The organism is Ensifer sp. ENS11, assembly GCF_014851895.1.
GTDB classification, from domain to species: Bacteria; Pseudomonadota; Alphaproteobacteria; order Rhizobiales; family Rhizobiaceae; genus Ensifer; species Ensifer canadensis.
Map to the genome: position 1 here is coordinate 1 of NZ_JACVAN010000005.1, position 22,223 is coordinate 22,223.

The 22,223-nt window shown below is 62.1% G+C and carries 21 protein-coding genes; 10 read left to right on the forward strand and 11 right to left on the reverse strand.

From position 1 onward, the window contains the following. Nucleotides 1-203: 203 nt before the first annotated feature. Nucleotides 204-938 (reverse strand): NmrA family NAD(P)-binding protein, encoded by a 735-nt coding sequence (locus tag IB264_RS11345; protein WP_025430310.1) that lies wholly within the window; start codon nt 936-938, stop codon nt 204-206. Between the two features lie 67 nt (nt 939-1,005). Continuing rightward, nucleotides 1,006-1,608, reverse strand: a complete 603-nt coding sequence (locus IB264_RS11350) for an NADPH-dependent FMN reductase (RefSeq protein WP_025430311.1) — start codon at nt 1,606-1,608, stop codon at nt 1,006-1,008. Nucleotides 1,609-1,747: 139 nt separating this feature from the next. Between IB264_RS11350 and IB264_RS11355 the strand changes: the two genes are divergently transcribed. The 7 genes from IB264_RS11355 (at nt 1,748) to IB264_RS11385 (ending at nt 8,618) form a co-directional block, all read left to right on the forward strand. Then, nucleotides 1,748-2,710 (forward strand): LysR family transcriptional regulator, encoded by a 963-nt coding sequence (locus tag IB264_RS11355; protein WP_192433339.1) that lies wholly within the window; start codon nt 1,748-1,750, stop codon nt 2,708-2,710. 960 nt (nt 2,711-3,670) lie between these two features. Beyond that, entirely contained in the window at nt 3,671-3,949 is a 279-nt protein-coding gene (locus tag IB264_RS35585; protein ID WP_057225945.1) for a MarR family transcriptional regulator, read from the forward strand. A 498-nt stretch (nt 3,950-4,447) separates the two neighbouring features. After that, nucleotides 4,448-4,816 (forward strand): hypothetical protein, encoded by a 369-nt coding sequence (locus tag IB264_RS11365; protein ID WP_025430316.1) that lies wholly within the window; start codon nt 4,448-4,450, stop codon nt 4,814-4,816. A gap of 346 nt (nt 4,817-5,162) precedes the next feature. After that, nucleotides 5,163-5,426, forward strand: a complete 264-nt coding sequence (locus IB264_RS11370) for a hypothetical protein (protein ID WP_025430317.1) — start codon at nt 5,163-5,165, stop codon at nt 5,424-5,426. Nucleotides 5,427-6,243: 817 nt separating this feature from the next. Beyond that, complete coding sequence (locus IB264_RS11375; RefSeq protein ID WP_025430318.1) at nt 6,244-6,546, forward strand: DUF982 domain-containing protein; 303 nt, start codon at nt 6,244-6,246, stop codon at nt 6,544-6,546. Nucleotides 6,547-6,672: 126 nt separating this feature from the next. Beyond that, on the forward strand, nt 6,673-6,918 hold the full coding sequence (locus IB264_RS11380; protein WP_025430319.1) for a DUF982 domain-containing protein: 246 nt from the start codon (nt 6,673-6,675) through the stop codon (nt 6,916-6,918). An 830-nt stretch (nt 6,919-7,748) separates the two neighbouring features. Beyond that, a complete protein-coding gene (locus tag IB264_RS11385) occupies nt 7,749-8,618 on the forward strand; it encodes a DMT family transporter (RefSeq protein ID WP_051509330.1) in 870 nt (289 codons plus the stop codon). Nucleotides 8,619-8,852: 234 nt separating this feature from the next. On the opposite strand, the gene gcvA is transcribed toward IB264_RS11385, so the two are convergent. Then, nucleotides 8,853-9,752 (reverse strand): transcriptional regulator GcvA, encoded by a 900-nt coding sequence (gcvA, locus tag IB264_RS11390; RefSeq protein WP_084814041.1) that lies wholly within the window; start codon nt 9,750-9,752, stop codon nt 8,853-8,855. Between the two features lie 107 nt (nt 9,753-9,859). Here gcvA and IB264_RS11395 point away from each other — a divergent pair, with 107 nt between their 5' ends. Together IB264_RS11395 and IB264_RS11400 are read left to right on the forward strand one after the other, a co-directional pair. Next, nucleotides 9,860-10,564, forward strand: a complete 705-nt coding sequence (locus IB264_RS11395) for an SDR family oxidoreductase (RefSeq protein WP_025430323.1) — start codon at nt 9,860-9,862, stop codon at nt 10,562-10,564. Nucleotides 10,565-10,910: 346 nt separating this feature from the next. Next, on the forward strand, nt 10,911-11,285 hold the full coding sequence (locus tag IB264_RS11400; RefSeq protein WP_025430324.1) for a VOC family protein: 375 nt from the start codon (nt 10,911-10,913) through the stop codon (nt 11,283-11,285). Nucleotides 11,286-11,421: 136 nt separating this feature from the next. Here the strand turns inward: IB264_RS11400 and IB264_RS11405 are convergent, their stop codons facing one another. From IB264_RS11405 to IB264_RS11430, 6 genes are all read right to left on the reverse strand, one after another. Then, complete coding sequence (locus IB264_RS11405) at nt 11,422-12,213, reverse strand: inositol monophosphatase family protein (protein ID WP_084814042.1); 792 nt, start codon at nt 12,211-12,213, stop codon at nt 11,422-11,424. Continuing rightward, nucleotides 12,210-13,232: a sugar phosphate isomerase/epimerase gene (locus IB264_RS11410; protein ID WP_084814043.1), complete on the reverse strand. Its 1,023-nt coding sequence runs from the start codon at nt 13,230-13,232 to the stop codon at nt 12,210-12,212. Before IB264_RS11410 ends, IB264_RS11405 begins: the two co-directional genes overlap by 4 nt. 63 nt (nt 13,233-13,295) lie before the next feature. Continuing rightward, on the reverse strand, nt 13,296-14,354 hold the full coding sequence (locus IB264_RS11415; protein ID WP_084814044.1) for an ABC transporter ATP-binding protein: 1,059 nt from the start codon (nt 14,352-14,354) through the stop codon (nt 13,296-13,298). Between the two features lie 2 nt (nt 14,355-14,356). Then, nucleotides 14,357-15,145 (reverse strand): ABC transporter permease, encoded by a 789-nt coding sequence (locus IB264_RS11420; RefSeq protein ID WP_025430328.1) that lies wholly within the window; start codon nt 15,143-15,145, stop codon nt 14,357-14,359. Next, entirely contained in the window at nt 15,142-16,026 is an 885-nt protein-coding gene (locus IB264_RS11425) for an ABC transporter permease subunit (RefSeq protein WP_057221074.1), read from the reverse strand. The genes IB264_RS11420 and IB264_RS11425 overlap by 4 nt, the downstream gene beginning before the upstream one ends. Before the next feature lie 71 nt (nt 16,027-16,097). Further along, nucleotides 16,098-17,216, reverse strand: coding sequence for an ABC transporter substrate-binding protein (locus IB264_RS11430; RefSeq protein ID WP_084814045.1), 1,119 nt, complete (start codon nt 17,214-17,216; stop codon nt 16,098-16,100). A gap of 223 nt (nt 17,217-17,439) precedes the next feature. Between IB264_RS11430 and IB264_RS11435 the strand changes: the two genes are divergently transcribed. Continuing rightward, complete coding sequence (locus tag IB264_RS11435; protein WP_057216894.1) at nt 17,440-18,924, forward strand: PLP-dependent aminotransferase family protein; 1,485 nt, start codon at nt 17,440-17,442, stop codon at nt 18,922-18,924. 132 nt (nt 18,925-19,056) lie between these two features. Here the strand turns inward: IB264_RS11435 and betA are convergent, their stop codons facing one another. Continuing rightward, nucleotides 19,057-20,742 carry a choline dehydrogenase gene (betA, locus tag IB264_RS11440; RefSeq protein ID WP_057221077.1) on the reverse strand — a complete coding sequence of 562 codons (1,686 nt, stop codon included), beginning with the start codon at nt 20,740-20,742 and terminating at the stop codon, nt 19,057-19,059. Between the two features lie 16 nt (nt 20,743-20,758). Next, complete coding sequence (locus IB264_RS11445) at nt 20,759-22,222, reverse strand: cytosine permease (protein ID WP_192433341.1); 1,464 nt, start codon at nt 22,220-22,222, stop codon at nt 20,759-20,761. Nucleotide 22,223: the final 1 nt, after the last annotated feature.

Below are 22,223 nucleotides of genomic sequence, written 5' to 3' on the forward strand. Positions count from 1 at the left end.
TCTGGTCCCATAGTGGGAGGGCCACGCAGGCCGATCCCGGAGAGAAGCGCGATACTGCGAAGACATCAATCAACCATAGCTACGGACAGTCAGAAGGTGCTTGACCTCACCACGCCGAATAGAGAAGACATCCAAATCCGTTTGTGCGTAATTGAGGAAGTACCCCGTAAATACCGTCGCCCCCACGTAAGCAAACACGTCGGCTAGTTGCTCATCGCTCCAGCCGGCGAATTGAGCGGCCTTCCAGGTGACGTCGGCAACGTTTCCCGAATTGGCAGCCACTTCCCTGACCAGGCGGCCAGCACATCGATTTTGACGTCGTTTGTCGAGGTGCCCGTCGTTAAGGCACCGACCTGCTCTTCGGTCCAGCCATTCATCTGGGCGAGCCGACTGGCGATACGGCTCATGTAGGCGTTGCCGACCGCAGCCGCGAGGGTGAGGGCCGCACCCACCTTCGGGTCGAAGGTAGTGTGCTCGGCAAGCACGGCGCGCAGGGACGTGTACGCTGTCAGGACCGTGGCGCGCACGCCGATCTTGGCGATGTGCTTTTCGACCTCATACTTGCTGTCGAAGTGCGGGACGCCCGTCTGTCGATTGGCAGAGCCGACCGAGTTGAAGACGAGGTGTACGCCTGTGGCCTTGGCTGCGTCCGCGGCGGAGATGCCCTGCCGCGTCTCGGCTTGCGGACCTCCTTCGAATGGCGTCGTCATCACGAAGAGAGAGGTCGCTCCTTCGAGCGCCTTGGTGAGCGTGGCCGTGTCTTCGAGTGAGGCGCGGATGAGGGTGGCGCCAGCGTTTGCGAGCTTCCTTGCCTTCGCGGAGTCGGTATTGCGCGTGACGGCGCGAACCTCGTGGCCGCGCTCCAGCAGGTTCTTCGCGACAGCGCCGCCTTGTTGGCCTGTGGCTCCCGTGACGACGACAGCAAGCTTCTGACTCATGACCAATCTCCTTTCACTGGACCAAATTGGGCCGCCGCCCGTTGGGCCGAGCGGCGACCCAACGCGTTCAGCCGACTGAAGCCAGTGCGGATGTGGCCTGACGCCCGGTCTGCAGCGTGTGGCTCCACCAGGAAAAGTCATCCAACAGAACGCCCGCCGCCTGTTCGAGATGCGGAAAATCCGCGAAATCCTTGCCCTGCTGCCAGATGCCAAGGAACTCGGCCATGCCGATGTTCACGGACTTGGGGATCGGCGCCATCTGAAGTTCGACGGCAACCATGCGCAGTTGCTCGATGGCGCGTGCGGCCCCGACGCCGCCATACCCGACGAAGGCGGCCGGCTTGCGGTTGAATTGCTGGAAGGCATAGTCCAGCGCGTTCTTCAGCACTGCGCTGTATCCGTGATTGTATTCGGGCGTGACGAAGACGAACCCGTCCAACGCGGCCAGCTTCGCCGCCCAACGCTCTGCGACGTGATCCTTCGGCTGCATCCAGGCCGGCGATGCCGGCTCATCGAAGAATGGCATCGGGTAGTCGCGCAGGTCGACAATTTCGACGCTGAGATCGCTGCGCCGAGCGGCAATCTTGTGAAACCATGCGGCCGCCCGCTCGCTGAAGCGGCCCTCTCGCGTCGAGCCGACGACGATGCCGATATGTGGGTTCTTGGACATGTGGGTGCTTCCTTTCAGGCTTGTCGAACAATCGGGACTGCGTGCAATTCCCGCTGTCCCTAAAATGCTCGCCGCATATTTAATTGACTAGGCGGGGCTATCGGATTTAACTCCCCCATTTTTAGAAGGAATATCGACGATGCTCGACCTGAACGACATCGGCCTGTTCGTGCAGGTTGTTCGCTTTGGCAGTTTCGCGGAGGCCGGACGTCGTTTGGGGATTCCCGCCAATACGGTCAGCCGGCGCATTCAGGAATTGGAAGAGCAGCTCGGCGCCCGGCTCATGCAGCGATCCACCCGGAAGCTGAAACTCACCGATGCCGGACATGAACTCTACGATAATAGCGCTGCGGCCGTGGATGGACTGCAACAAGCGGGAGAGGATCTGATTGCCGGCGCGCGGGTGCCGAGGGGGCTGATACGTGTGGCGATGCCCGCCGACTTCTTCGACTTCTACAAAATGGAATGGATAGCCGAGTTCCTGGCCTCGCACCCACAAGTGCGTATCGAGTTCGTGTTAAGCGACGCCACGGTTGATCTTATCGAAGAAGGCATCGATGTCGCCTTCCGAGGGAACGCAACGCGTGGTCCGAACTATGTTGTCCGCAAGATCCAAACCCGCTCGTTCGGACTTGTCGCCAGCCCCTCCTACCTTGCCGCGCGCGGGACGCCTGTCACATTGCAGGAGCTGACCCGTCATGACTGTCTGTTCATGCCACAGGCCCGGGACTATGCGACCTGGCGCCTTCAAGGTCCCGACGGCGCCGAGGAGGAGGTGACTGTCACCGGCCGCGTGATGGCGAATACCGCACAGGCGATCCGAAAGGCGGCGATAGCAGGCCTCGGCATCGCGTTGACACCAATCCTGGGCACAGCCGATTTCGCGGTCGGCCGACTGGTGCCGGTGTTGCCCCAATACATGCGCCGCAATCTCGGCATGAGCGTCGTCTACCCCAACCGGGCCCACTTGCCACTGGCGGTTTCGGCTTTCATCGACTCCGTCGTCGGCAAGATACGTGCCGAATTGTTGAGCGAACAAGGATTGCAGCAATTCGCGCCAGCTGCCGATCCAACTTCAGAAGGGCCCGACCCACGGCTCTGATATAGCATCGGTAGGTCGGCAATAGACGTCAAGATGCCCCGGTTTTCCGGGGCCTATGTCAGTGTTCCGCTCCGTACGCGCTCCTGCAGGACTCCGGGCACGCTCGTCGGGTCCTTTCAGCCGCGAAGACTCGTCCGCCTCAGGAAATCGCCCCAAGCACCTCGTGGGTTATGGCCCACAATGCCTGCCGCGCATTCGGGTCGTCGGCGGGCGAGACAGGCTCCAGCGGCGTTGCATCCTCCACCGAGAGGGCGGCCGATTTGCGCCGCGGTCTCGTGAACCGCGCCAAACTCTTGTATGCTTATCGGAGCGCGTCTTGTCATATGCGATCTGAGAAAAGCGGGGGCGAAATGTCCACTCAAGCGCTGCTAATAGTGCATGCCGATGTTCCGAATGAAGTGGACCGAGCCCTCTTCGACCAATGGTACGATCGCCATATGCCAGACGCATTGCGCGTGTTTGGGGCGCTCCGGGCTTGGCGCACCTGGAGCCGAACCGATCCCTCGAAGCACACTGCCTTCTATGAGTTCTCTAGTTTAGAGGCGGCGAACGCCGCTATTCAATCCGCGGGCAACGAATTTGATACCAAATGGGGCGGGCGGGCGTCACGCACGCGAGACATTGTTGAGGTTGTTCAGCGGCTACCGGATTAAGACTGAGACACTATCAAAAGACTGCCTGCGTCTGTTTCGGGCCGATAGCTGACATCAACCAGCGAGTTACCTATCACAAATATCCGCCCGTAGCGGTCCCGAACTCAGCATCCATGGCGAGACGAACGATAATGTCCGCGCCTCGACGGGGATCGCCAATCTTCAGCCTCGTCAGGATCCGTTCGAGCATTGGCGCAATGCTCAGCTCGCGCCCCAGACCAGTGACATTAAAACCCGGGTCTAGGCAGATCACTGCCACGCCGGTTCCTTCCAGCTGCCGCGAAAGTTCGAGGGATAACATGATGCTATGGACCGTAGCGCGACTAGCCGCCTGGTGCGACAGCTAAAGCAAGCCGGAATCGTCGAGTCTCGTCCCGATCCGGCCGACAAGCGTGGCGTAATACTGTCCCTGACAGACCAGGGCGCCACCAAGATACGCGCAGCGATCAAGTACAAGGGCGAGGTTTTCGCCGTCGTCTCCACGGCTGGAGCGAGGCGGATCTACGCCTCTTTACGGCCCTGCTTCGTCGCTTCAACTCCGGCACAGCAAACTAGGACCAGCCCCCGAAGAGCACAGACATGGTGATCGGCCTTAGCGGAATCCACCGTGGTTGCACGAGAACGGTCATTCGGGAACGTCAAGGCGGACGTAATCGCCGCAAGGAAGTCGCTTTTTCACCGTGGCAATTGCTGCAACGTCATCCGATGCTCGCCGTATGCTCGGCCACACCCCGACGCGGCCGGCCGCGTTGTAGCGCGCATCGTGTCGGTGATGGACAATCTCGCAAATCATCCGGCCATGGGCGTGTCGGCCGCTGTAATAGACAGATGGCCTCCTTTCGAGGAGGCCATCCTGCACACGATCCGGAGGGATTAAGTTCGGGATCGCTTTTGCGCGTGCACTAATATAATGGCGAAAGCGCAGGATTGTTCCCATCCAACGATCGGCTCGCGAGGGCTTCCCGCCTACCGGCGTCAAACCCTCTGCCGACTTCTTCCTGCCGGTCGAAATTTCGCGCAACGACCAATTGATATTATTGTTCCGCCTCTAGTTACCTACAAGGTAAAGCCCTGGAGGAACTACATGATACGCTATGTGCTTTTGCTGAACCTGGTCGCATCTCCAGCTTTCGCCCAGTCAGGGGATCTGGAAGCGATATGCGCCACGGTCGCAAAAAACTTCCTTCTGACCGATGTGTTGCATCTTGGAATTGTTCAGTCCTTCCCGGAACTGAAGCCGCCGGGCGTGCGGCTGACCTATTCGACTCGTGCCAACGTGGCAAAATCGGAAATGTCGGACACGTTTGAATGTGAATTCAGTGACGCAAAGCCGCCCTTTGCATTGGTCCGGTTTTGCCAATCGAACACCTGCTATACGCCCCAGGAGGAGGACGCTGCGCGAAAAAGGCGGTTCGATGAGATGCGTATCCTTTTGGAGCGATCACAAAAATAGCCCGGGACCCGGACGGCTGCGATGAGAGACCGCGCCAAACTTTTCCACTGCCGATCATCAGGTTTTGTGGCTGCGCCGCATTCGGGGATATTGAGGCTGTAGGAAGAGCACTTTCCTGATGGAGCAACTTCTCCTGTTCAAACACGATTGACGCTGCGGCAGTTCCACAGCGCAATTGACGAGCCGTGCCGTGCGCCATCCAACCATCGAGGATGTCGCCCGGCTTGCCATGCGTCGCGGCCGTTGGCGTGTTGACGATCGGGTATGCAAGAAACTTCGGAACGCTCAGTGGGAACTTTCCTTAACAATTAGGGTTTGCTCATATGATGATGAAAGGAGTTTCGCAATGATCCTGATCGCGCCCGATGGTGATAGACTTTATGGATACAGCGCGCTGCTGGATTCGATACGCGGTGCCGTGAGTTCCGAGGCACCGTTCGACACACGAGGCCTTTGTTTTCGTGCGCTCGGCGACGTGGTGATTATAGAAGGCGTACTGCGGGAACGGGACGCTTCGCAAACCATTCGACGGATAGCCGAGGAGATTGCCGGGGCCGAGCGCGTGGTCGTCCGCATTGGTTGCCCGCTGGATCTACCAGAAACCAAGTGACGCCGATCGAGAAAGAGAATGCTGGTTTTCGCTTTGTACATGGATCGGCGGCCCGTCGCAGGCGCGCTTACAGGGCTTCATGAGAGATTGGCGGTTTGGGGCGTCGTCAGCGCCGACGAGGCCGAGGAAGCCTTGAAGATAATTGCCCGCAGCAGCGACATTTCGGCCGCCCGAGCTTCAAGTCCCTTGACCATCCACCCCTCCCAGCGGTCCCGGAACCTTCAGTCCCGTCAATCGCTTCTTGTCATTGAACCTGGAGGAACTGGACATGTCCAAGAAGACTGCTGACCCACCCAAGAGGGTCGACCCTAGAGCACAGCCAATCCGCCGTCCCGACGACAAGGAAGCGCCATCGGAGCCCGACGACCGCAAACATCCCGCGCGAGATATAAGAGAGATGCCAGCGCCGAACCCAAACGGTGACCCTGCAGACGGGAGTTAGCCCGGTCCACCGCTGCACATGAAGGTGATGTGAGAATCTCTTAAATTTCGCCAAGCACCGTCACGCGCTATCGGCCGGAGCTTAATTCAAGATGGATTTCAAAGGGGCAAGGTCACGGACGCTAGATGTTTATGCGCGCCAGGGATATCTGGAGCAGCCCGGTGCGAGGTCAGCAGGTTTGGAACAATTCGCCAGCGCCCGCGTTTTATGGACACCCCATGACAGCTGGCAGCCCCCCGGCAACAGCTGTCGTTCTCTCGGCCCCTCCCGCAGGGGCCTTTTCTTTGCGGGCGTCAATTGCCCGCTTGAACATCCATTCGCTGCACCTAATTTAAACTGTCTTTCTTCATCCGCTTGCATGTGAAGGAGGAACCCATGTTCATTGCGGAAATGCCATGGTCTGTGCCGCTCTTGGTAAAGTTTCAGAACGGCACGCATCACGTCTTCTCGTCCGTCTATGAGGCTCTTGATTTCCTGGAAAATGAGTGGCCGCTTCGTCGAGGACAGCGCTACGAGCGCGCGGTCAGGACTTGCCGCGGTGCACTTCAGCGGGCGACCCCAGTCGCCGTCGCGCGCGAAGCGTTCATCGCAGCGTGTCTTGAAGCCGGTTTGCCGGCCACTGCTGCATTTGAGCAGGTGGAGGTGCCCCGGGGCAGCAATCCTCAAAGGGCTGCGTAAGGTTACATTGGCGATCACGGAACGACCTCCGGCGATCCACGCAAACCGGGGCCCTGCTTCTGCCGGGACCGCTTCGGAACGAAGGCTGCATCCGATCGTTATCCCTGCGAAGAAAAGGACAGGGCGATGATCGAAACTTGGAACGAATGCGTCATCATCCAGCTTCCCGACCTCGACGGAGTGCAGATGGTTTGGACGCCCGCGCGGGCAGCTACTTTGCTTAACGACAGCTGGCCGGTAGACTATGGCGTCGCCTTCACCGACGCCCTCAACAAGTGCACGGACGCAATGCTTGGTACCTACCCTTGGGAACAAGCCCGTGAGGCGTTTGTCGAGGCAATCGCCGAGGCCAAGATTACAAAACTGCACTGACATCACGCTGCCGCCTTCGTCTTGCACATACTGAATTGCGGCGTCGTGAAAACGAGGCGCCGAAAGCGGCCGCACGAAGGGAACTCGTCGGCCCTTCCCGGCGTTATCTGGCCGGAGGTACGCTCATGTCCAAACATATCAATGATCAAAAACTGCGTTCGCAGCCCCACCAACCTGTGTTCGACGTCGTGGAGCATTGCATCCGCCACAGCATAAGCAGCAGGGATCAGGGCAGGCTCCTTTCCCTGTTGGGCAAGTTCGCGAGCAGACATGAGCTCGAAACCAACGCCCCGCCCAAACGACCGCGCTTTCGTTGACCCAACTGCGGTGCAGATCGTTTGACGAGTGTGAAAGTGGCCCGCGAACCAATACGCTGGAAGGCGCCTCGTTACCGATAGGAGTCGCCAGCGACGCGACCTCTTTTACCACTGGGCAGCCCCCGTCGGTGACGGTGTCAATATCGATTGATACAAGTACCGAACGTGACACGCGGGAAGCGCTGCCTCGGAAAGCGCAAATGACGCGCGCGCAGTGATTTCGCCTTCCCCCTCCCGGCCCACCTCACGCTCAAAGGCAGAGATTTTCCGCCCTGACCTTCCCGGTCGGAATTATGAGCGGCGCTAAAGCGGACAGGACGCCTCCTCTCGAACCTTATGTGAGAAAAGGGTGGGCTGGCGTCGACCGCCACGGCCGCATGCGACCGAGTGACGATTGCAAGCCTTTTTTCATTGGCTTCATCACCGCGCCGTCGACAACATGCCGGCTCGCACCGGACTTTGACCCAAGGACTATGCTATTCAGGATCGTCAACGATTCTGAGTATGTGTGTGATGAGCTCCAAGACCCGCGGCTACCTCTTCGCCTTCCTGGCGATCTGCATTTTCGCCGCCCAGGACGCCATCACCAAGTACCTTGGTGACCGTTACCCGGCGCTTTTCATAACCATGATACGGTTCTGGGCGTTTGCGCTCTTCGTATTCTGTTTCGCCGCATCGTCACCGGGCGGATATCGCCGCGCCGTTCAGACGCGTCATCCTTGGTTACAGATTGCACGCGGACTTTTGCTCGTCGCGGAAATCGTCATCATCGTCTTTTCCTACGTTCATGCCGGGCTCGCCATGAGCCAGTCGATCTTTCAGGCAACGCCGCTGATCATCACGGTCCTGTCAATTCCGCTGCTGGGAGAGACGGTAGGATGGCGGCGCGGCACGGCGGTACTGGTTGGACTGATTGGCGTTTTGGTGATCATAAACCCCGTAGATGTTCACTTCGACATGTCGCTTCTTCTGCCGCTCGCAGCATCCGTGCTGTTTGCGCTCTACAGCATCGCCACGCGCGCGGTCAGCCATGAGGATTCGGCAGTCACAAGCCTCTTTTATGCCGGCGTCGTCGGTGCTCTCGCGATTTCACTCATTGGCCCCTTCTATTGGACCGAAGTCCAGACTTTCGACTGGCTTGCGCTGGCAGCGCTTTGCGTCTGCGGTACGCTCAGTCACTACTTCCTGATCAGGGCGTATGGGCTGCTGCCTGCCGCCGAAGTTCAGCCTGTCACCTATTTTCAGCTGGTTCTCAATGTCATTGTAGCGGTGATGTTGTTCGACGAGAATTTAACGCACAACATGATCGCAGGCGCTCTCATCGTCGTCGGCGCGGGCCTTTTCACCATCTGGCGAGAACATCAATTGACGAAGCGGTCGTAGGCAGGATTGTGGGCGCCATCCGCGTCCAAAGGCCAGTGCCTCGCGGCGGGTGATTTCGACGTTGGTATGTTTTCATTCGAGTTATACCTTTTTCCAAGAAAGGCATAACAACGAGAGGAGCGGAGCAAGAGAGACAATCGGCGGCGGCAAAAGTCCCTGTGCCGCGACGTTGCAAAACGTCCAACCGCGATGGCGGGAACACAATCACATAACCGCTGTGATTGATCCGATGTCTCAGCCCATCCTACCCGCCTTGGCCGCGCTCATCCATTCTCGAACCTCCAGAACAGCGGCCGGGTGGCGCGGCTTGCGAGGCGAGACCAGATAGAAGTCCGCTCCAACGCGCAATTCTGGCGTGAACGGGCGGACAAGACGACGGGAACCCAGATCGTCCGTCACGAAGAACAGGCTGGCGAGAGCGAGGCCCTGCCCTGCCGCCGCTGCCTCGATCGCGAGCGAGGTTTGGTTGAACCGGATGTTCTTGCCCGAGGTGGCGACCCCTGCGGGAAAGGCAACATCCAGAAACTGGGGCCAGAAATCATGGGCATCATGTAGCAACGCATAATGGCTGAGATTTTCAGGCTGTGTTGGCGGTCCAAGCTTCTCGATCAACAGAGGGCTTGCGACAGCAACGATCACGTTTTCGTACAGGAGGTCGGCGATCAGACCCGGTCCGAAGGGCGGACGCCCGTAGCGCACCGCCAAGTCCACCGCGTCGGTTTGGAAATTGGAGATCCGGTCGGTCGCCAGAATGCGCAGGCCGATGTCGGGATGCATCTCCGTGAAGTCCGGCAACCGTGGGATCAGCCAGCGTGACGCGAAGGTTGGCGTCACGCTGATGGTCAGATGCCGTGGTTCGGGTTTCAGGGCTTCCGTCGCATCGGAAATCAGTTCGAAGGCGCGGCTGATATTGCCCACATAGCTGCGCCCAACGTCGGTGAGCGCAAGCGTCCGCGTATGGCGCTCGAATAGCTTCAGGCCGAGGGAGGTTTCCAAACCGCGCACTTGCTGCGCGACTGCACCCTGCGTCACTCCCAACTCTTCAGCGGCGAGGCGGAAGTTCAGATGTCGCGATGCGGCCTCGAAGGCACGCAATGCGTTCAGCGGCGGAAGTCGCCGATTACCGTCAGCCATGCGATAGTTTTTCTACTGGATGATAAGTGTTGTTCTGGTTCGTGAGCCTAGACGAAAGATGCTATCACTGTGGGCAATTAACGCAAATCCCGATGAAGGAAACGAATATGTCAGCAGAAAAAGTGGCGATCGTCGTGGCGGGTGGTTCTGGTATGGGTGCGGCCTCGGCCCGGCGTCTGGCCGCTGACGGGTTCAAGGTGGCCATCCTGTCATCCTCGGGCAAGGGAGAGGCGCTGGCGCAGGAACTCGGCGGATTTGGCCTCACCGGATCGAACCAATCCAACGACGACCTGAAGCGCCTGGTGGATGGTACGGTGGACCGTTGGGGCCGGATCGACGTGCTGGTGAACAGCGCAGGGCATGGGCCGAGGAAGCCGATCCTTGAGATTACGGATGAGGACTGGCATACCGGAATCGACGTTTACTTCCTGAATGCCGTGCGACCGACACGGCTGGTAACGCCCATAATGCAAGGCCAGAAATCCGGCTCGATCATAAACATCTCCACCGCATGGGCATTCGAACCAAGCGCCATGTTTCCGACCTCGGCGGTGGCGCGCGCGGGCCTTGCCTCCTTCACAAAGGTGTTTGCCGACACCTATGCGGCCGAGAATATCCGCATGAACAATATCCTGCCCGGCTGGATCGACAGCCTTCCGGCCACCGAGGAACGGCGCGAGGGCGTGCCTATGAAAAGGTATGGCACCAGCGACGAAATCGCCGCAACGGTGGCATTTCTTGCCTCCGATGGTGCGGCCTACATCACGGGCCAGAACATTCGTGTTGACGGCGGCATCACGCGCTCCGTGTGATCGCTGCTGTTGTATCGTCATGTGAGAAGGTTCGGGTCAAGGATTGTTGGGTGGGATCCCGATTTCCTCCATCCAGGCCTGAGAGACCGGCATTTTACCGGCCCGGTCTACGGGCCTGTACAACCTCAATGGCCGGCTCAGTCTGCGTGCACTGCGGGCTCACTCATTGGGGCGCTACCCTTCTGGGCACCCCGCCCCTGTTCCTTGCCATTGATGGCTGAGCCATGCCATTAAGCTCTGACACGCAAAACGGCCGCGAAGGACCGCTTTGCAGCGCAAGGCGCAGCAGGCGGCACGCTCCGGCTGCTTCTCCGTGAGGCACGGCCGACACATTTCAGGAGAACTCATGTTTGACCACGTCAAATTCGGAGTGAGCGACTATGCAGCGAGCAAAGCGTTCTTCCTGAGCGCACTCGAACCGCTCGGTGTAGCTGTCGTCGCGGAGGGGCCGCCGACATACGGTGTCGAGCTTAGCCCAAAGGGCAAGGCTTCACTGTGCCTGTACCAAACCGAGGAGAAGCCGGCGCATCTTCATTTGGCGTTCACGGCCGACAATCGCCAGCAGGTCGAAGCTTTCTATCGCGCCGCTCTGGAGGCGGGCGGCAAAGACAATGGTGCGCCCGGTCTGCGCCCGCACTACCACGCGAACTACTATGCAGCTTTCGTCATTGGTCCGGACGGGCACAATATCGAAGTGGTTTGCCACGAACCGGGGGCCTAACCCTTCCATCGCGGGGACGACCACAAGCGGACCTCCCCCCACCGGCCGCCGCCGCTCATGTCAAGCGTTGACCGTCTGCTTCCAGACCCAAAAACCGACACCGGATCAACGCCTTGGCCGGGTTCAGCGTCGGACATCACGCTCGACGAAGAGCCTCCAGTGCGGCCCGATGGATTTTTTCGTTCGCCGCCATCAACACGGTGTCATACCGGCGCGCGTCCGCGAGTGGTCTGCCTTCCCAATCCGTCACAATGCCGCCGGCGCCGAGCACGATCGGCATCTGCGGGAGAATATCGTAGTCGAAGACATTGCTTTCGACGAGGAGATCGATGCTGCCGAAGGCCAGGAGGCCGGCGGCGTAGCAGTCGTGCGAGAACCGGGTGAAGTGGACCTTTGCGGCCAACTCGGCGAATTGGCTATGGCGTTCGCGATCGAACTGTTCCAGGGCAGAGGTGTAGAGAATCGCCCGGTCGATAGCCGTTCGATCGCTGGTTCGGATCGGGTCGCCGTTGAGGGTCGCCGGCGTGCCGGGCAGGCCGAGCCAGCGTTCGTCCGTGATCGGCTGATTGATCATGCCGAGCATGGGTTCACCGCGATAAAGAAGGGCGATCTGCGTGCCGAAGGCGAGCGAGCCGGAGACGAAGGATTTCGTGCCGTCGATGGGATCGAGCACCCAGATCCATTCGGCATCCGTCCGGCAGGCGCCGAACTCCTCGCCCCTGATGCCGTGATCGGGAAAATGGACCTCGATCATTTGCCGCATCGCTGCTTCCGCATCGCGGTCGGCGATGGTGACGGGACTGGCATCGGCCTTGGCGTCGATGGCAAGGCGCTGGCGGAAATACGGGCGGATCACATCGGCGGCAGCGTCCGCCATGGCGTGGGCGAGCGCCAGAAAGGCCGGCGGGCAGGTTTGTGCAGGCGTCATGCTTGGTTCCTTTCGGCTTCGGTCGCAATCTCACGCAACAGGGTTCTGACAGTCTCGACCTGCCTTTGGGCGGCGGCGGCCTCCTGCCGCAGACGCGCTGTCAGATTGCCGGGCCCGATATCGGTAAAGCTCGCCGGGCGGGCGGCAATGAACGGGTCCGGCCCATCCGAAGGCAACCGCAGGGCGGGCGCGAAATACCCTTCTTCCTCCTCCAGCCCGAAGGCCAGAACCTGCGGTCGGTCTTCGCCCAGAAGCAGCAATTCCACAAACATCGCCGCCATCGGCAGATGCCCCTCGCCGGACAGGCAGGCAAGATGGGCCCAGCCACCACGATCCGGCTGGACGAGGCAATCCTTCACATGCACTTCGGCAATGTAGGGCGCCTGCAGCGCCAGCGCCGGCAGCGGCAATTCGTAGGCATTGATCATGTTGCCGAAATCGAACAGCAGGCCGAGGCGCGGATTGTCGACTGCCCGCAGGATACGGATCAGCTCTTCGGACGTCAGGTCCTCATGCTGTTCGAGCGTGTAGCGCAGCTGCGCCTGCGGATCGAAATCGGCGAGGCGCCGCAGGTCTGCGATCGTCCACTCGACGATCTCGGAAATGCGACCCTCGTAACGCGGATAGCAGCGCAGCGAGGTGGCGCCGGCGGCAAGCGCGATGCGCACGGCATCCGAGAGCCCGGCCGCTTCCGTCGTGCTGGTCTCGACATGCAGTTCCAGCCCGTGGCGCGCGACAGCCTCCGCAAAGGCTTGCAGAGCCGCGTCCGGCATCCGGCTCAGGCTTGCCTGCTCGCCGTCCTCGACATGGATCTTGATGCCGCAAAGCTGCTGCGCTTGGGCGAATTCGATGAGATGCAGCGGCGTCATTCCGCCGAAGCGCATGTTGAGATGAAAGGCATAGGCATGCGCAAACAGCGGGGCGCTCCTCGCCCGCGTGGCAAGTCGGCCGCGGCTTTCAGCGGCAAGGGCTGCAATTTTCGCCCGCCAGTCCGGGCGCGGCATGGCGTTCCATGGCATATCCTTCACGGTGCCGGTTCCTCCGCAAGATAATCGTGTTGGTTGACGGGCGATCCGCCGCCGTCAGGCGGCCAGCACCAGAAGGTCGCGCTCCGAAACGCTGACCTCGACTGGCGCGCCGATCGCCGGCGGCGGCCTGTCGGGCTGGTTGAACGTATCGAGCGAGAGGAGCTGGCCGGCGACCGCGACGCGGACGCGGATCACCGAACCGAGGAAATGCACCTCGGCGATATGGCCGGAGAGAACGACATTGCCGTCCTGCTTGCGCCCCAACGCCACCGTTTCCGGCCTAAGCGCCAGGCTGATGCGGTCGCCGGAACGCCCCGCCAGCGTCCGGTTCAGCGCCACCGGCACGTCGCCCAGCCGGATCCGGCCGGCAGCGGCGTCCGTGAGCTCGGCGTCGATGAGGTTCAGCGTGCCGACGAACTCGGCCACGAAGCGCGTTGTCGGCCGGTTGTAGATCTCGAACGGGGTTCCGACCTGGTCTGCCACGCCCTGATGCATGACCACGACGCGATCCGACATGGAGAGCGCCTCTTCCTGGTCGTGCGTGACGAAGATGGTGGTGATGCCGAGGTCGCGCTGGATGCGGCGGATCTCCTCGCGCAGGCTGACGCGGATTTTCGCGTCGAGCGCCGAGAGGGGCTCGTCGAGAAGCAACACCTGCGGGCGCACGGCAAGCGCTCGGCCCAGCGCCACGCGCTGCTGCTGGCCGCCGGACAGCTGGAAGGGATAGCGGCCGCCCAGCTGCGGCAGGCCAATCAGCTCAAGCATCTCGGCGACCCGGGTGCGGATCGCGGCCTTGCCCTCGCCCGCCACCTTGAGGCCGAAGCCGATATTGTCGGCCACCGTCAGGTTGGGGAACAACGCGTAGGCCTGGAACACCATGCCGATGTTGCGCCGGTTGGCGGCAATGCGGGTCACGTCCCGCCCGTCGATGCGGATCGAACCGGAAGTCGGCGTTTCGAACCCCGCCACCATGCGCAGCACCGTGGTCTTGCCGCAGCCGGAAGGACCGAGGAAGGAGACGAACTCGCCTTTTTCGATGCCAAGATTGAAATCCTTGACGACGCGCGTCGCGCCGAAGGATTTTTCCAGATGATGAATGTCGAGAAAGGCCATGGTCAGCGCCTCACGGTGGAGAATTTGGAAAAGCGGGTGAAAAGCTGCATCAATCCCATGCAGGCCCAGGTGATGGCGAAGGCGACCACGGCGAGTGCCGAGGGCTCGTATGCCCGGTTGCCGCCCATCCACACCATGTAGGGACCGAAGGAATTGACGTTGAGGAGTGCTGCGAAGACGTATTCGCCGATGACGATGGCGAAGGTCAGGAATGCCCCCGACATGACCGAGACGAAGACGTTCGGCAGGATGACGGCGGCGAGGATGCGCGCCCAGCCGGCCCCGAGGCTTTGCGCCGCCTCGGTGAGGCTCGCGATGTCGATGGTGCGAAGGCCGGTGTCCACCGAGCGGTACATATATGGCAGCGACAGCGTCGCGTAGCCGAACAGCAGCAGGATGTTCGTGCCCCACCAGCTTCCCGTCAGCGGCAGGATCGAGGAAGTGTTGTAGATGCGGATATAGCCGAAGACGATGACGATCGGCGGAATGACCAGCGGCAGCAGCGTGATGAATTCCACAACCGGGCGCAGGCCCGGTAGGCGCAGCCTGACGAAATAGGCCGTCGGCACGACGATCAGGATGCCGAGCACGATGGTCAGGAGCGCCAGTACGACCGAATAGCCGAAGGTCTGCTGGAACTGCGGATCGGCCAGCACGACACGGTAGGCCTCGAAACTGTATTCGCCGCGCGTCATGCGCATCGAGAAATCGAACATGCCGAGGAGCGGCAGCAGGAAATAGAGCCCGCCGAGAGCGACGGCGAGCCAGGACCAGAGGCGTTTTCCCGTCATTTTACCCACCGTTCGGCGCGCATGCGCAGGAGGATGTAGATGCCGTTGGCGATGCCGGTCAAAACGATCATGGCAAAGGCGATGGCATAACCGAGGTGCGGATCGTTGAGCACGTCGCCGCGGATCTGGGCGAAGAGCACGATGGGCGCGATGGAGAGCGACGAGCCGGTGAGCGCGATGGCAGTTGCAACGGCGCCGAAGGCATTGGCGAAGAGCAGGGCCAGCGTGCCGAGCAGCGACGGCCACAGCACCGGCAGCGCCACCAGGCGCCAATACTGGAAACCGCTCGCGCCCAGGCTTTCGGCCGCCTCGCGCCATTCGCGCCGCAACCCGTCCAGCGCCGGCGTGATGATCAGCACCATCAGCGGGATCTGGAAATAGAGATAGGTGAGTGCCAGGCCGAGGAACGAGACGATGTTGAAGCCGGAGCCGTAGAGGTTGATGCCGAACCAGTTGCGCAGCAGCATCGTCACGAAACCGAGGCGACCGAGTGTGGCGATGAAGGCAAAGGCGAGCGGCACGCCGGCGAAATTCGAAGCGACGCCGGAAAAGGTGAGTATCCCGTTGCGCAGCGGGCGCGGCAGGTCGCCGAGCGAGATGGCGGCGGCGATAAGGAAACCGATCACGCAGCCGAGCACCGCCGTCAGCAGGCTGAGTTCGATGGAGATCCAGAAGGCTCCCCGGATCGACGGCGAGAAGAGCTTGCCGATGTTTTCCAGCGTTGCCTGCCCGTCCGAATTGCGGAACGCGCCGACGACGATGTTGAACGTCGGCAGGATCAGGAAAAGCAGAGCGAAGATGAAGAAGGGGGCAACCCCGAACCAATTGCGAACCTGCCGCGGCCTGAGGGCGGCCGGCAGGGATGCGGCGCTTGTCGTCATCGGATTTTTCCCTGAGGGTGGAGCCGCGGGAGGCTCCGCGGCAAGCGGAGCCTCTGTAGCAAACGCGAACCCTATTTCACGTTGGCGCCGACGACCTTGTCCCAGCCTTCGACGATGGCGGTCTTGTTGGCGGAGAGCTCCTCGACGCTCGGGAAGATGGCCTTCTCATAGGCTTCCGCCGGCGGCAGCTTGTCCAGAAGCGCCTGGGGGAACTTGCCGGCCTTCAGCATGGCGTTGAAGCGCGCCGGGTGGCAGTAGCCCTTCAGCCAGCCGATCTGGCCCTCGTCGGAATAGAGATACTCCATCCAGAGCTTGGCGGCGTTGGGATGCGGCGCATAGGCCGAGATCGCCTGCACATAGACACCGGCCACCACGCCGCTTGACGGAACGACCACGTCCATTGGCGGGTTGCCCTTCAGGCCGTCGCGCCAGGCGAGCAGGTTGTAATCCCAGGCCGCGACGATCGGGGTCTGGCCTTGCGCGATGGTGCCGGCCTTTCCGAGTACCGGCACGAAGTTGCCAGCCTTGTTCAGCTCCGCGAAGAGTTCCAGCCCCTTGGCGCCGGAATCGGCACCGGGCTTGGCACCGCGCGAAACGCCCGCCGACATCAGCGCGAGGATCGCCTGCGCCGAGGAGCGCGGATCACCCGTCAGCGCCACGGCGCCGGAGTATTCGGACTTGGCGAGATCCGACCAGTCGGCCGGCGCGGTTGCAAGCAGGTCCTTGTTCACGCCGAAGGCCATGACGCCGTAGTAGTCGCCGTACCAATAGCCCTTTTCGTCCTTGATGTTGGCCGGGATCTCGTCCCAGGTCGCCACCATGTAGGGCTGAAGCAGGCCCTCTTCTGCTGCGGCCGGCGCGAAGGCGAGGCCGAGGTCGACGACATCGGGCGCCTGCGAACCGGTATTGCCCTTGTTGGCCCGGATCGCTTCCAACTCATCGGCTGTGCCGGCGTCGGGGTTCAGCTCGTTGACGGTGATGCCCGGATACTTGGCTTTGAAGCCGGTAATGACTTCGCCGTAATTGCACCAGTCATGTGGCAGTGCGATCACCGTCAGCATGCCTTCCTTGGTGGCGGCATCCACGAGGTCCTGCGGGGCTTCCGCACGGGCAAGCCCCGGTAGCGCGACCGCAATGGCAAGCGTGGAGACGAACGCGCGGCTCGCGGCGCGGGATACGTAGCGTTTCATGGAGTCCTCCTGTTGACCGTCTGCGACGGTTCGTGGGCGATGGCTGCGTGCTGTCCTTGCATCCGGTCGTCGGCGTCGCCGCCCGTCCGGTTCCCCTTGCACCTGTCTGCGTCCTCGGGAGCTGCATCGGTGCGTTTTTATGTAAGGGCAGGATGTAACAATTGGACAACAATCAAACGTCCATTATGGTGCATTTGACTGTACCAATTTTCGGAGGCACGCCTTGGCCAAACAGTTCGAAGGCCCGATCCTGCCCTTCCTTCGCCTCGACGCTGCAAGCGCCCTGCCGAAATTCCGCCAGGTGCAGGACCAATTGCGCATGGCGATCCTGCGCGGGCACCTGCGCGCGGGGACGCGCCTGCCGGCAAGCCGCATCCTTGCCGAGGAACTGGACCTGTCGCGCCAGACCCTGGTGCGGGTGCTGGAGAACCTGAGGGCGGAGGGATATCTGGAAGCACGGCAGGGCGCTGGCACCTTCGTCTCGGCGGCCCTGCCGCGCCAACTGACGAAACCGCGCCTCACACCTGTCCGTAGCGACGCGCCGGATATCGCAGCGCCCCGGCTGTCGCGGATCGGCGAACTGTCGCGCGAGGTGTCGGCCGAAATCGGCCAGATGGAGCATAAGCCCTTCCTGCCCAACCAACCGGCGCTCGACCGCTTTCCCTTCGCCGTTTGGCGCAAGTGCTGGAATGCGGTAACGCGCAGCGGCAAGGCGGTGGCCATGGGCTATGGCGATATCGCCGGCGAGCTGGTGCTGCGCCAGAGGATCGCCGAATATCTGGCGCTTCACCGGCGCGACCCTTGCGATCCGGAACAGATCGTCATCACCCCTGGCGGGCATGCCGCCTTCACGCTCGCTGCGCTCGCGCTGGCCGATCCCGGCGACGGCATCTGGTTCGAGGATCCCGGCCCGGTGACGACCAGCAACCTGTTTCGAACGCTCGGGCTGCGCCTCTGCCCTGCCGATGTCGACGCTGACGGCATGGACATCGCGGGCGCCATGGCGCGCCATCCCGACGCGCGTCTCGCCTTCGTCATGCCGTCGCGTCACCACCCGCTCGGGGTGACGCTGTCGCTGCCGCGCCGGCTCACGCTCCTGGAATGGGCACGAACGAACGACACCTGGATCATCGAGGACGATTATGACAGCGAATTCCGCTACGACGGTGCACCACTCCCCTCCATGCGGTCCATCGACAGCCATGACCGGGTCATCTATGCGGGCAGTTTCAGCAAGGCGCTCTATCCCGGCATTCGCGTCGGGTATCTCGTGCTGCCGCCGCAGCTCGTCGGCTCCTTCCGCAGCCTTTCGGGACTGATCCACCGCAGCGTCCCGGTGGAAACCCAGCTCGCCCTTGCCGAATTCATCGGCGGCGGCCACTTTGCCAGCCACCTGCGCCGCATGCGCGGCCTCTATGCGGAGCGCCGCGCGGTGTTCGTGGAGGCCGGACGGGCGACGCTCGCCGGCCTCGCGCGCATTGACTGCTCCGACAGCGGGCTCAACGCGCTTGCCTGGCTGGAGGATGGCCGGAACGACCGGGCCGTGCACGCCGCCGTCCGCGATGCCGGGCTGCAATGTTACCCACTGTCCGACTATACGATCGCAACACCCCGGCCGGGCGCCCTCATCCTCGGCTATGCGGGCGTTCCGACAGACCGCATGAAGCCTCACCTTCTTCGCCTGGCCGAGGCGATCGCCCGCACATGACGGCGCAACGGGCGACCATGCGGCTCAGGAACGCCTCGATGGCGATAGCCCAGTCCTGCGGCTCCTCGGTGTCGTCGCAATCCCGTCGGGCGATTATATAGCCTATGCCGCGCAACATCGCCGCCACCGAGCTCAGTGCCGGACGGCGCGCACGGGCGTACCGCTGCGCTGGGTCACCCCGACGCCGGGCGCAATACCCACGTCCGCATTGGAGGCGGCGAGCATCGGATTGCCGCGCACGATGTCGGAGGCGCGCTCGGCCAGCATGATCGTCGGCGCGTTGAGATTGGCGTTCGGCTCCGTGGGGAAGACGGAACTGTCAATGACCCGCAGTCCCGCGATGCCGCGCACCTTCAGGTCGCTGTCGACCACCGCCATGGCATCCTCGCCCATGCGGCAGGAGCCGCAGGGGTGATAGGTGCTTTCCATCGTCTCGCGCACCCAGGCGTCGATCTCGTCATTGCTGCGCACATTGGTGCCGGGAGCGATCTCCTCGCCACGGAAGCGGTCGAAGGCCGGCTGGGCGATGATTTCGCGCGTCAGTCGCAGGCAGCGGCGGAAGCCTTCGCGGTCCTCCTCGCGGTCGAGATAATTGAAGAGGATGTCCGGCTGCTCGTGCGCCTCCGGCGAACGCAGACGGACATGGCCCCGGCTCTTCGGCTTGTTCGGCCCGGTGAGCACCATGAAGCCGTGGCCCTCGAGCGGCTTCTTGCCGTCGTAGCGCATGGCGGCGGGCAGGAAATGAAACTGGATGTCCGGCCATTCGAGCGCGACATCGGAACGGATGAAACCGCCGCTCTCGAAATGGTTGGAGACTGAAAGTCCCTTCTTGAACAGCAGCCATTCCGCACCGATCAGGGCACGGCTGAGAAGGCCCATCTTGCCGTTGAGCGTGATCGGCTCCTTGCAGGCATATTGGATATAGACCTCGGAATGGTCCTGCAGGTTCTCACCGACGCCCGGCAGATCGTGCAGCACCGCGACACCCGCCTTTCGCAGTACCGCCGCCGGGCCGATGCCTGAGCGTTGCAACAGGTGCGGAGAGCCGATCGGACCGGAGGAGATCAGCACCTCGCGGCTGGCCTTCGCCACGACGCGCGTGCCGCCAAACTCATATTCGACACCGACGGCGCGTTTCCCCTCAAGGATCACACGCCGCGTCATGGCGTGGGTTATGACCGTGAGGTTCGGCCGGCTCATCGCCGGCTTCAGATAAGCGTTGGCCGTCGACCAGCGCACGCCGTCCTTCACCGTCATATGCATCGGCCCGAAGCCTTCCTGCATATGGCCGTTCGGGTCGGCGGTGGCGATGTAGCCGGCCTCGCGGCCGGCATCGACGAAGGCGCGGTAAAGCGGGTTCTGCATGCGGTTGCCGGCGTTGGTGGCGAGCGGACCGGAAGCGCCGCGATAGGCGTCGCCCCCGTCCTGCCAGCTTTCGGCACGCTGGAAATAGGGCAGGCAATTGGCATAGCGCCAGCCGCGCGCGCCCCGCTCCTCCCACTCGTCGAAGTCGCGGGCGTGGCCGCGCATGTAAACGAGCCCGTTGATCGAGGACGAACCGCCGATGACTTTCCCGCGCGGGCAGTGTACCCGGCGACCGTCGAGGCCGGGTTCCGGCAGAGTCATGTATTTCCAGTTGTACTTCGTGCCATTCATCGGGATGGAGAGCGCCGTCGGCATCTGGATGAAAATCGACTTGTCGCTGCCGCCGTATTCCAGCACGAGGACTTTCGTGGCCGGGTCTTCCGAGAGCCGGTTGGCGAGCACGCAGCCAGCCGAACCGGCACCGATGATGATGTAGTCGTATGTGTCGGTCATGACGGTTTTCCCAAGGTTACGGATACTGGCCCCAGCCTCGCCCGCGGGCGAAGAGCCGGGTCAGGACGTAGTGGACCGCACCTGCCGCGACACAGGCGGGTATGGAGGCGGTCAGGTACTTGAAGGCCGGCAGGCTCGCGAGCGTCTGCGGATTGAAGATGACGACGTAGACGATGCAGCCGACGGCAAGGGCGAGGAGCCCGATGGGATTGAAGCCTCCCCAGAAGCGGTAGGGACCGTTTTGCTGGGGGCCATGCAGGCTGCGCATGTCGAGCTTCTGGCCGCGCAGGAAGAAATAATCGACGATGCCGATGCCGGCGAGCGCAGAATTGAGCGCCGAGGTCCAGACGAGGAAAATGAAGAAGCCGTCGTACATCTGCGGATAGAACACCACCAGGCCGAGCGGGATGAGGCAGAACAGGAAGAGGACCGTGCCCCAGGGAATGCGGCGCACAGACGCCGTGCCGACCTGGCGCAGCCCGACGATGGAGGTGTAGAGGATGTTCGCCATCGAGGTCATGTTGGCGAAGGCGACGAAGAGCAGGGCAATGATGCCGATGACCGGACCGGCGATCTTGGTCATCCAGATCGTCGGATCGCTTTCGCCGAGTGAGACGGCCGCAAGCAGACCGACGATTTCGCCAAGGGCAGCCGCCCCGAAGATGCCGAGGATGTTCGGCCAGAAGGCGGTCCGTTCGTTCTTGGTGAGGCGCGCCAGGTTGCCGATATAGGGCCACCAGGAGAAGCCGGCGGCCAGATTGACCTCCACCGCGACGATGAAGTTCAGCGTATTGTCCTCGAAGGGCGGATCGAGCGCCGGCAGCGCCAGAAGCTCGCTGAAAGACCGCTGACTGAGGATGAGGTAGAGCATCACGCCCATCAGGATCACCAGGGCCGGTGACACGACCATGTTGAAGAACTTGATCGAGGTTGGGCCCTTGGCGACGATGAACCAGGTGACGAGGATGGCGCCGATCGCGGCAATGACCATCTTGACGCCAGTCGGGTTGGCCGCCTCACCGGCGCTGAGCGCCATCAGGCCGTCGATCGAGCGGCCGAACATCATGGCGAGCACCGCCAGCCAGCCCATGGTGAGCAGCACCACGGCCAGAACGTAGACAACGCGGCTACCGTTGTAGCCGAACTGGCTGCGCAGCGCGATGAACTGTTCGACACCGTAGCGCCCGGACATGCAGGTGGTAGCGAGCGACGTCAGCACCACGCCAACGATGTTGCCGATGACGATCGCGGCGATACCTTCCTTCGGCCCGACGAACAGGCCAATCGCGCCGCCAATGAGGAAGGCCCAAGTGGCGATGGCAAGCGCCGAATTGGCATAGGTGAATTCCCAGAAGCCCCAGAGCCTCTCGGAGGGCAGGAGCGGCGCATCACCGCGCTCGGCAGCGGCGCTGTGGCGGGTGGCGTCCTCGCGTTCGATTTCTGCGGCCGAGAGACCGCCACGGGCGACATGGTCGGTCATC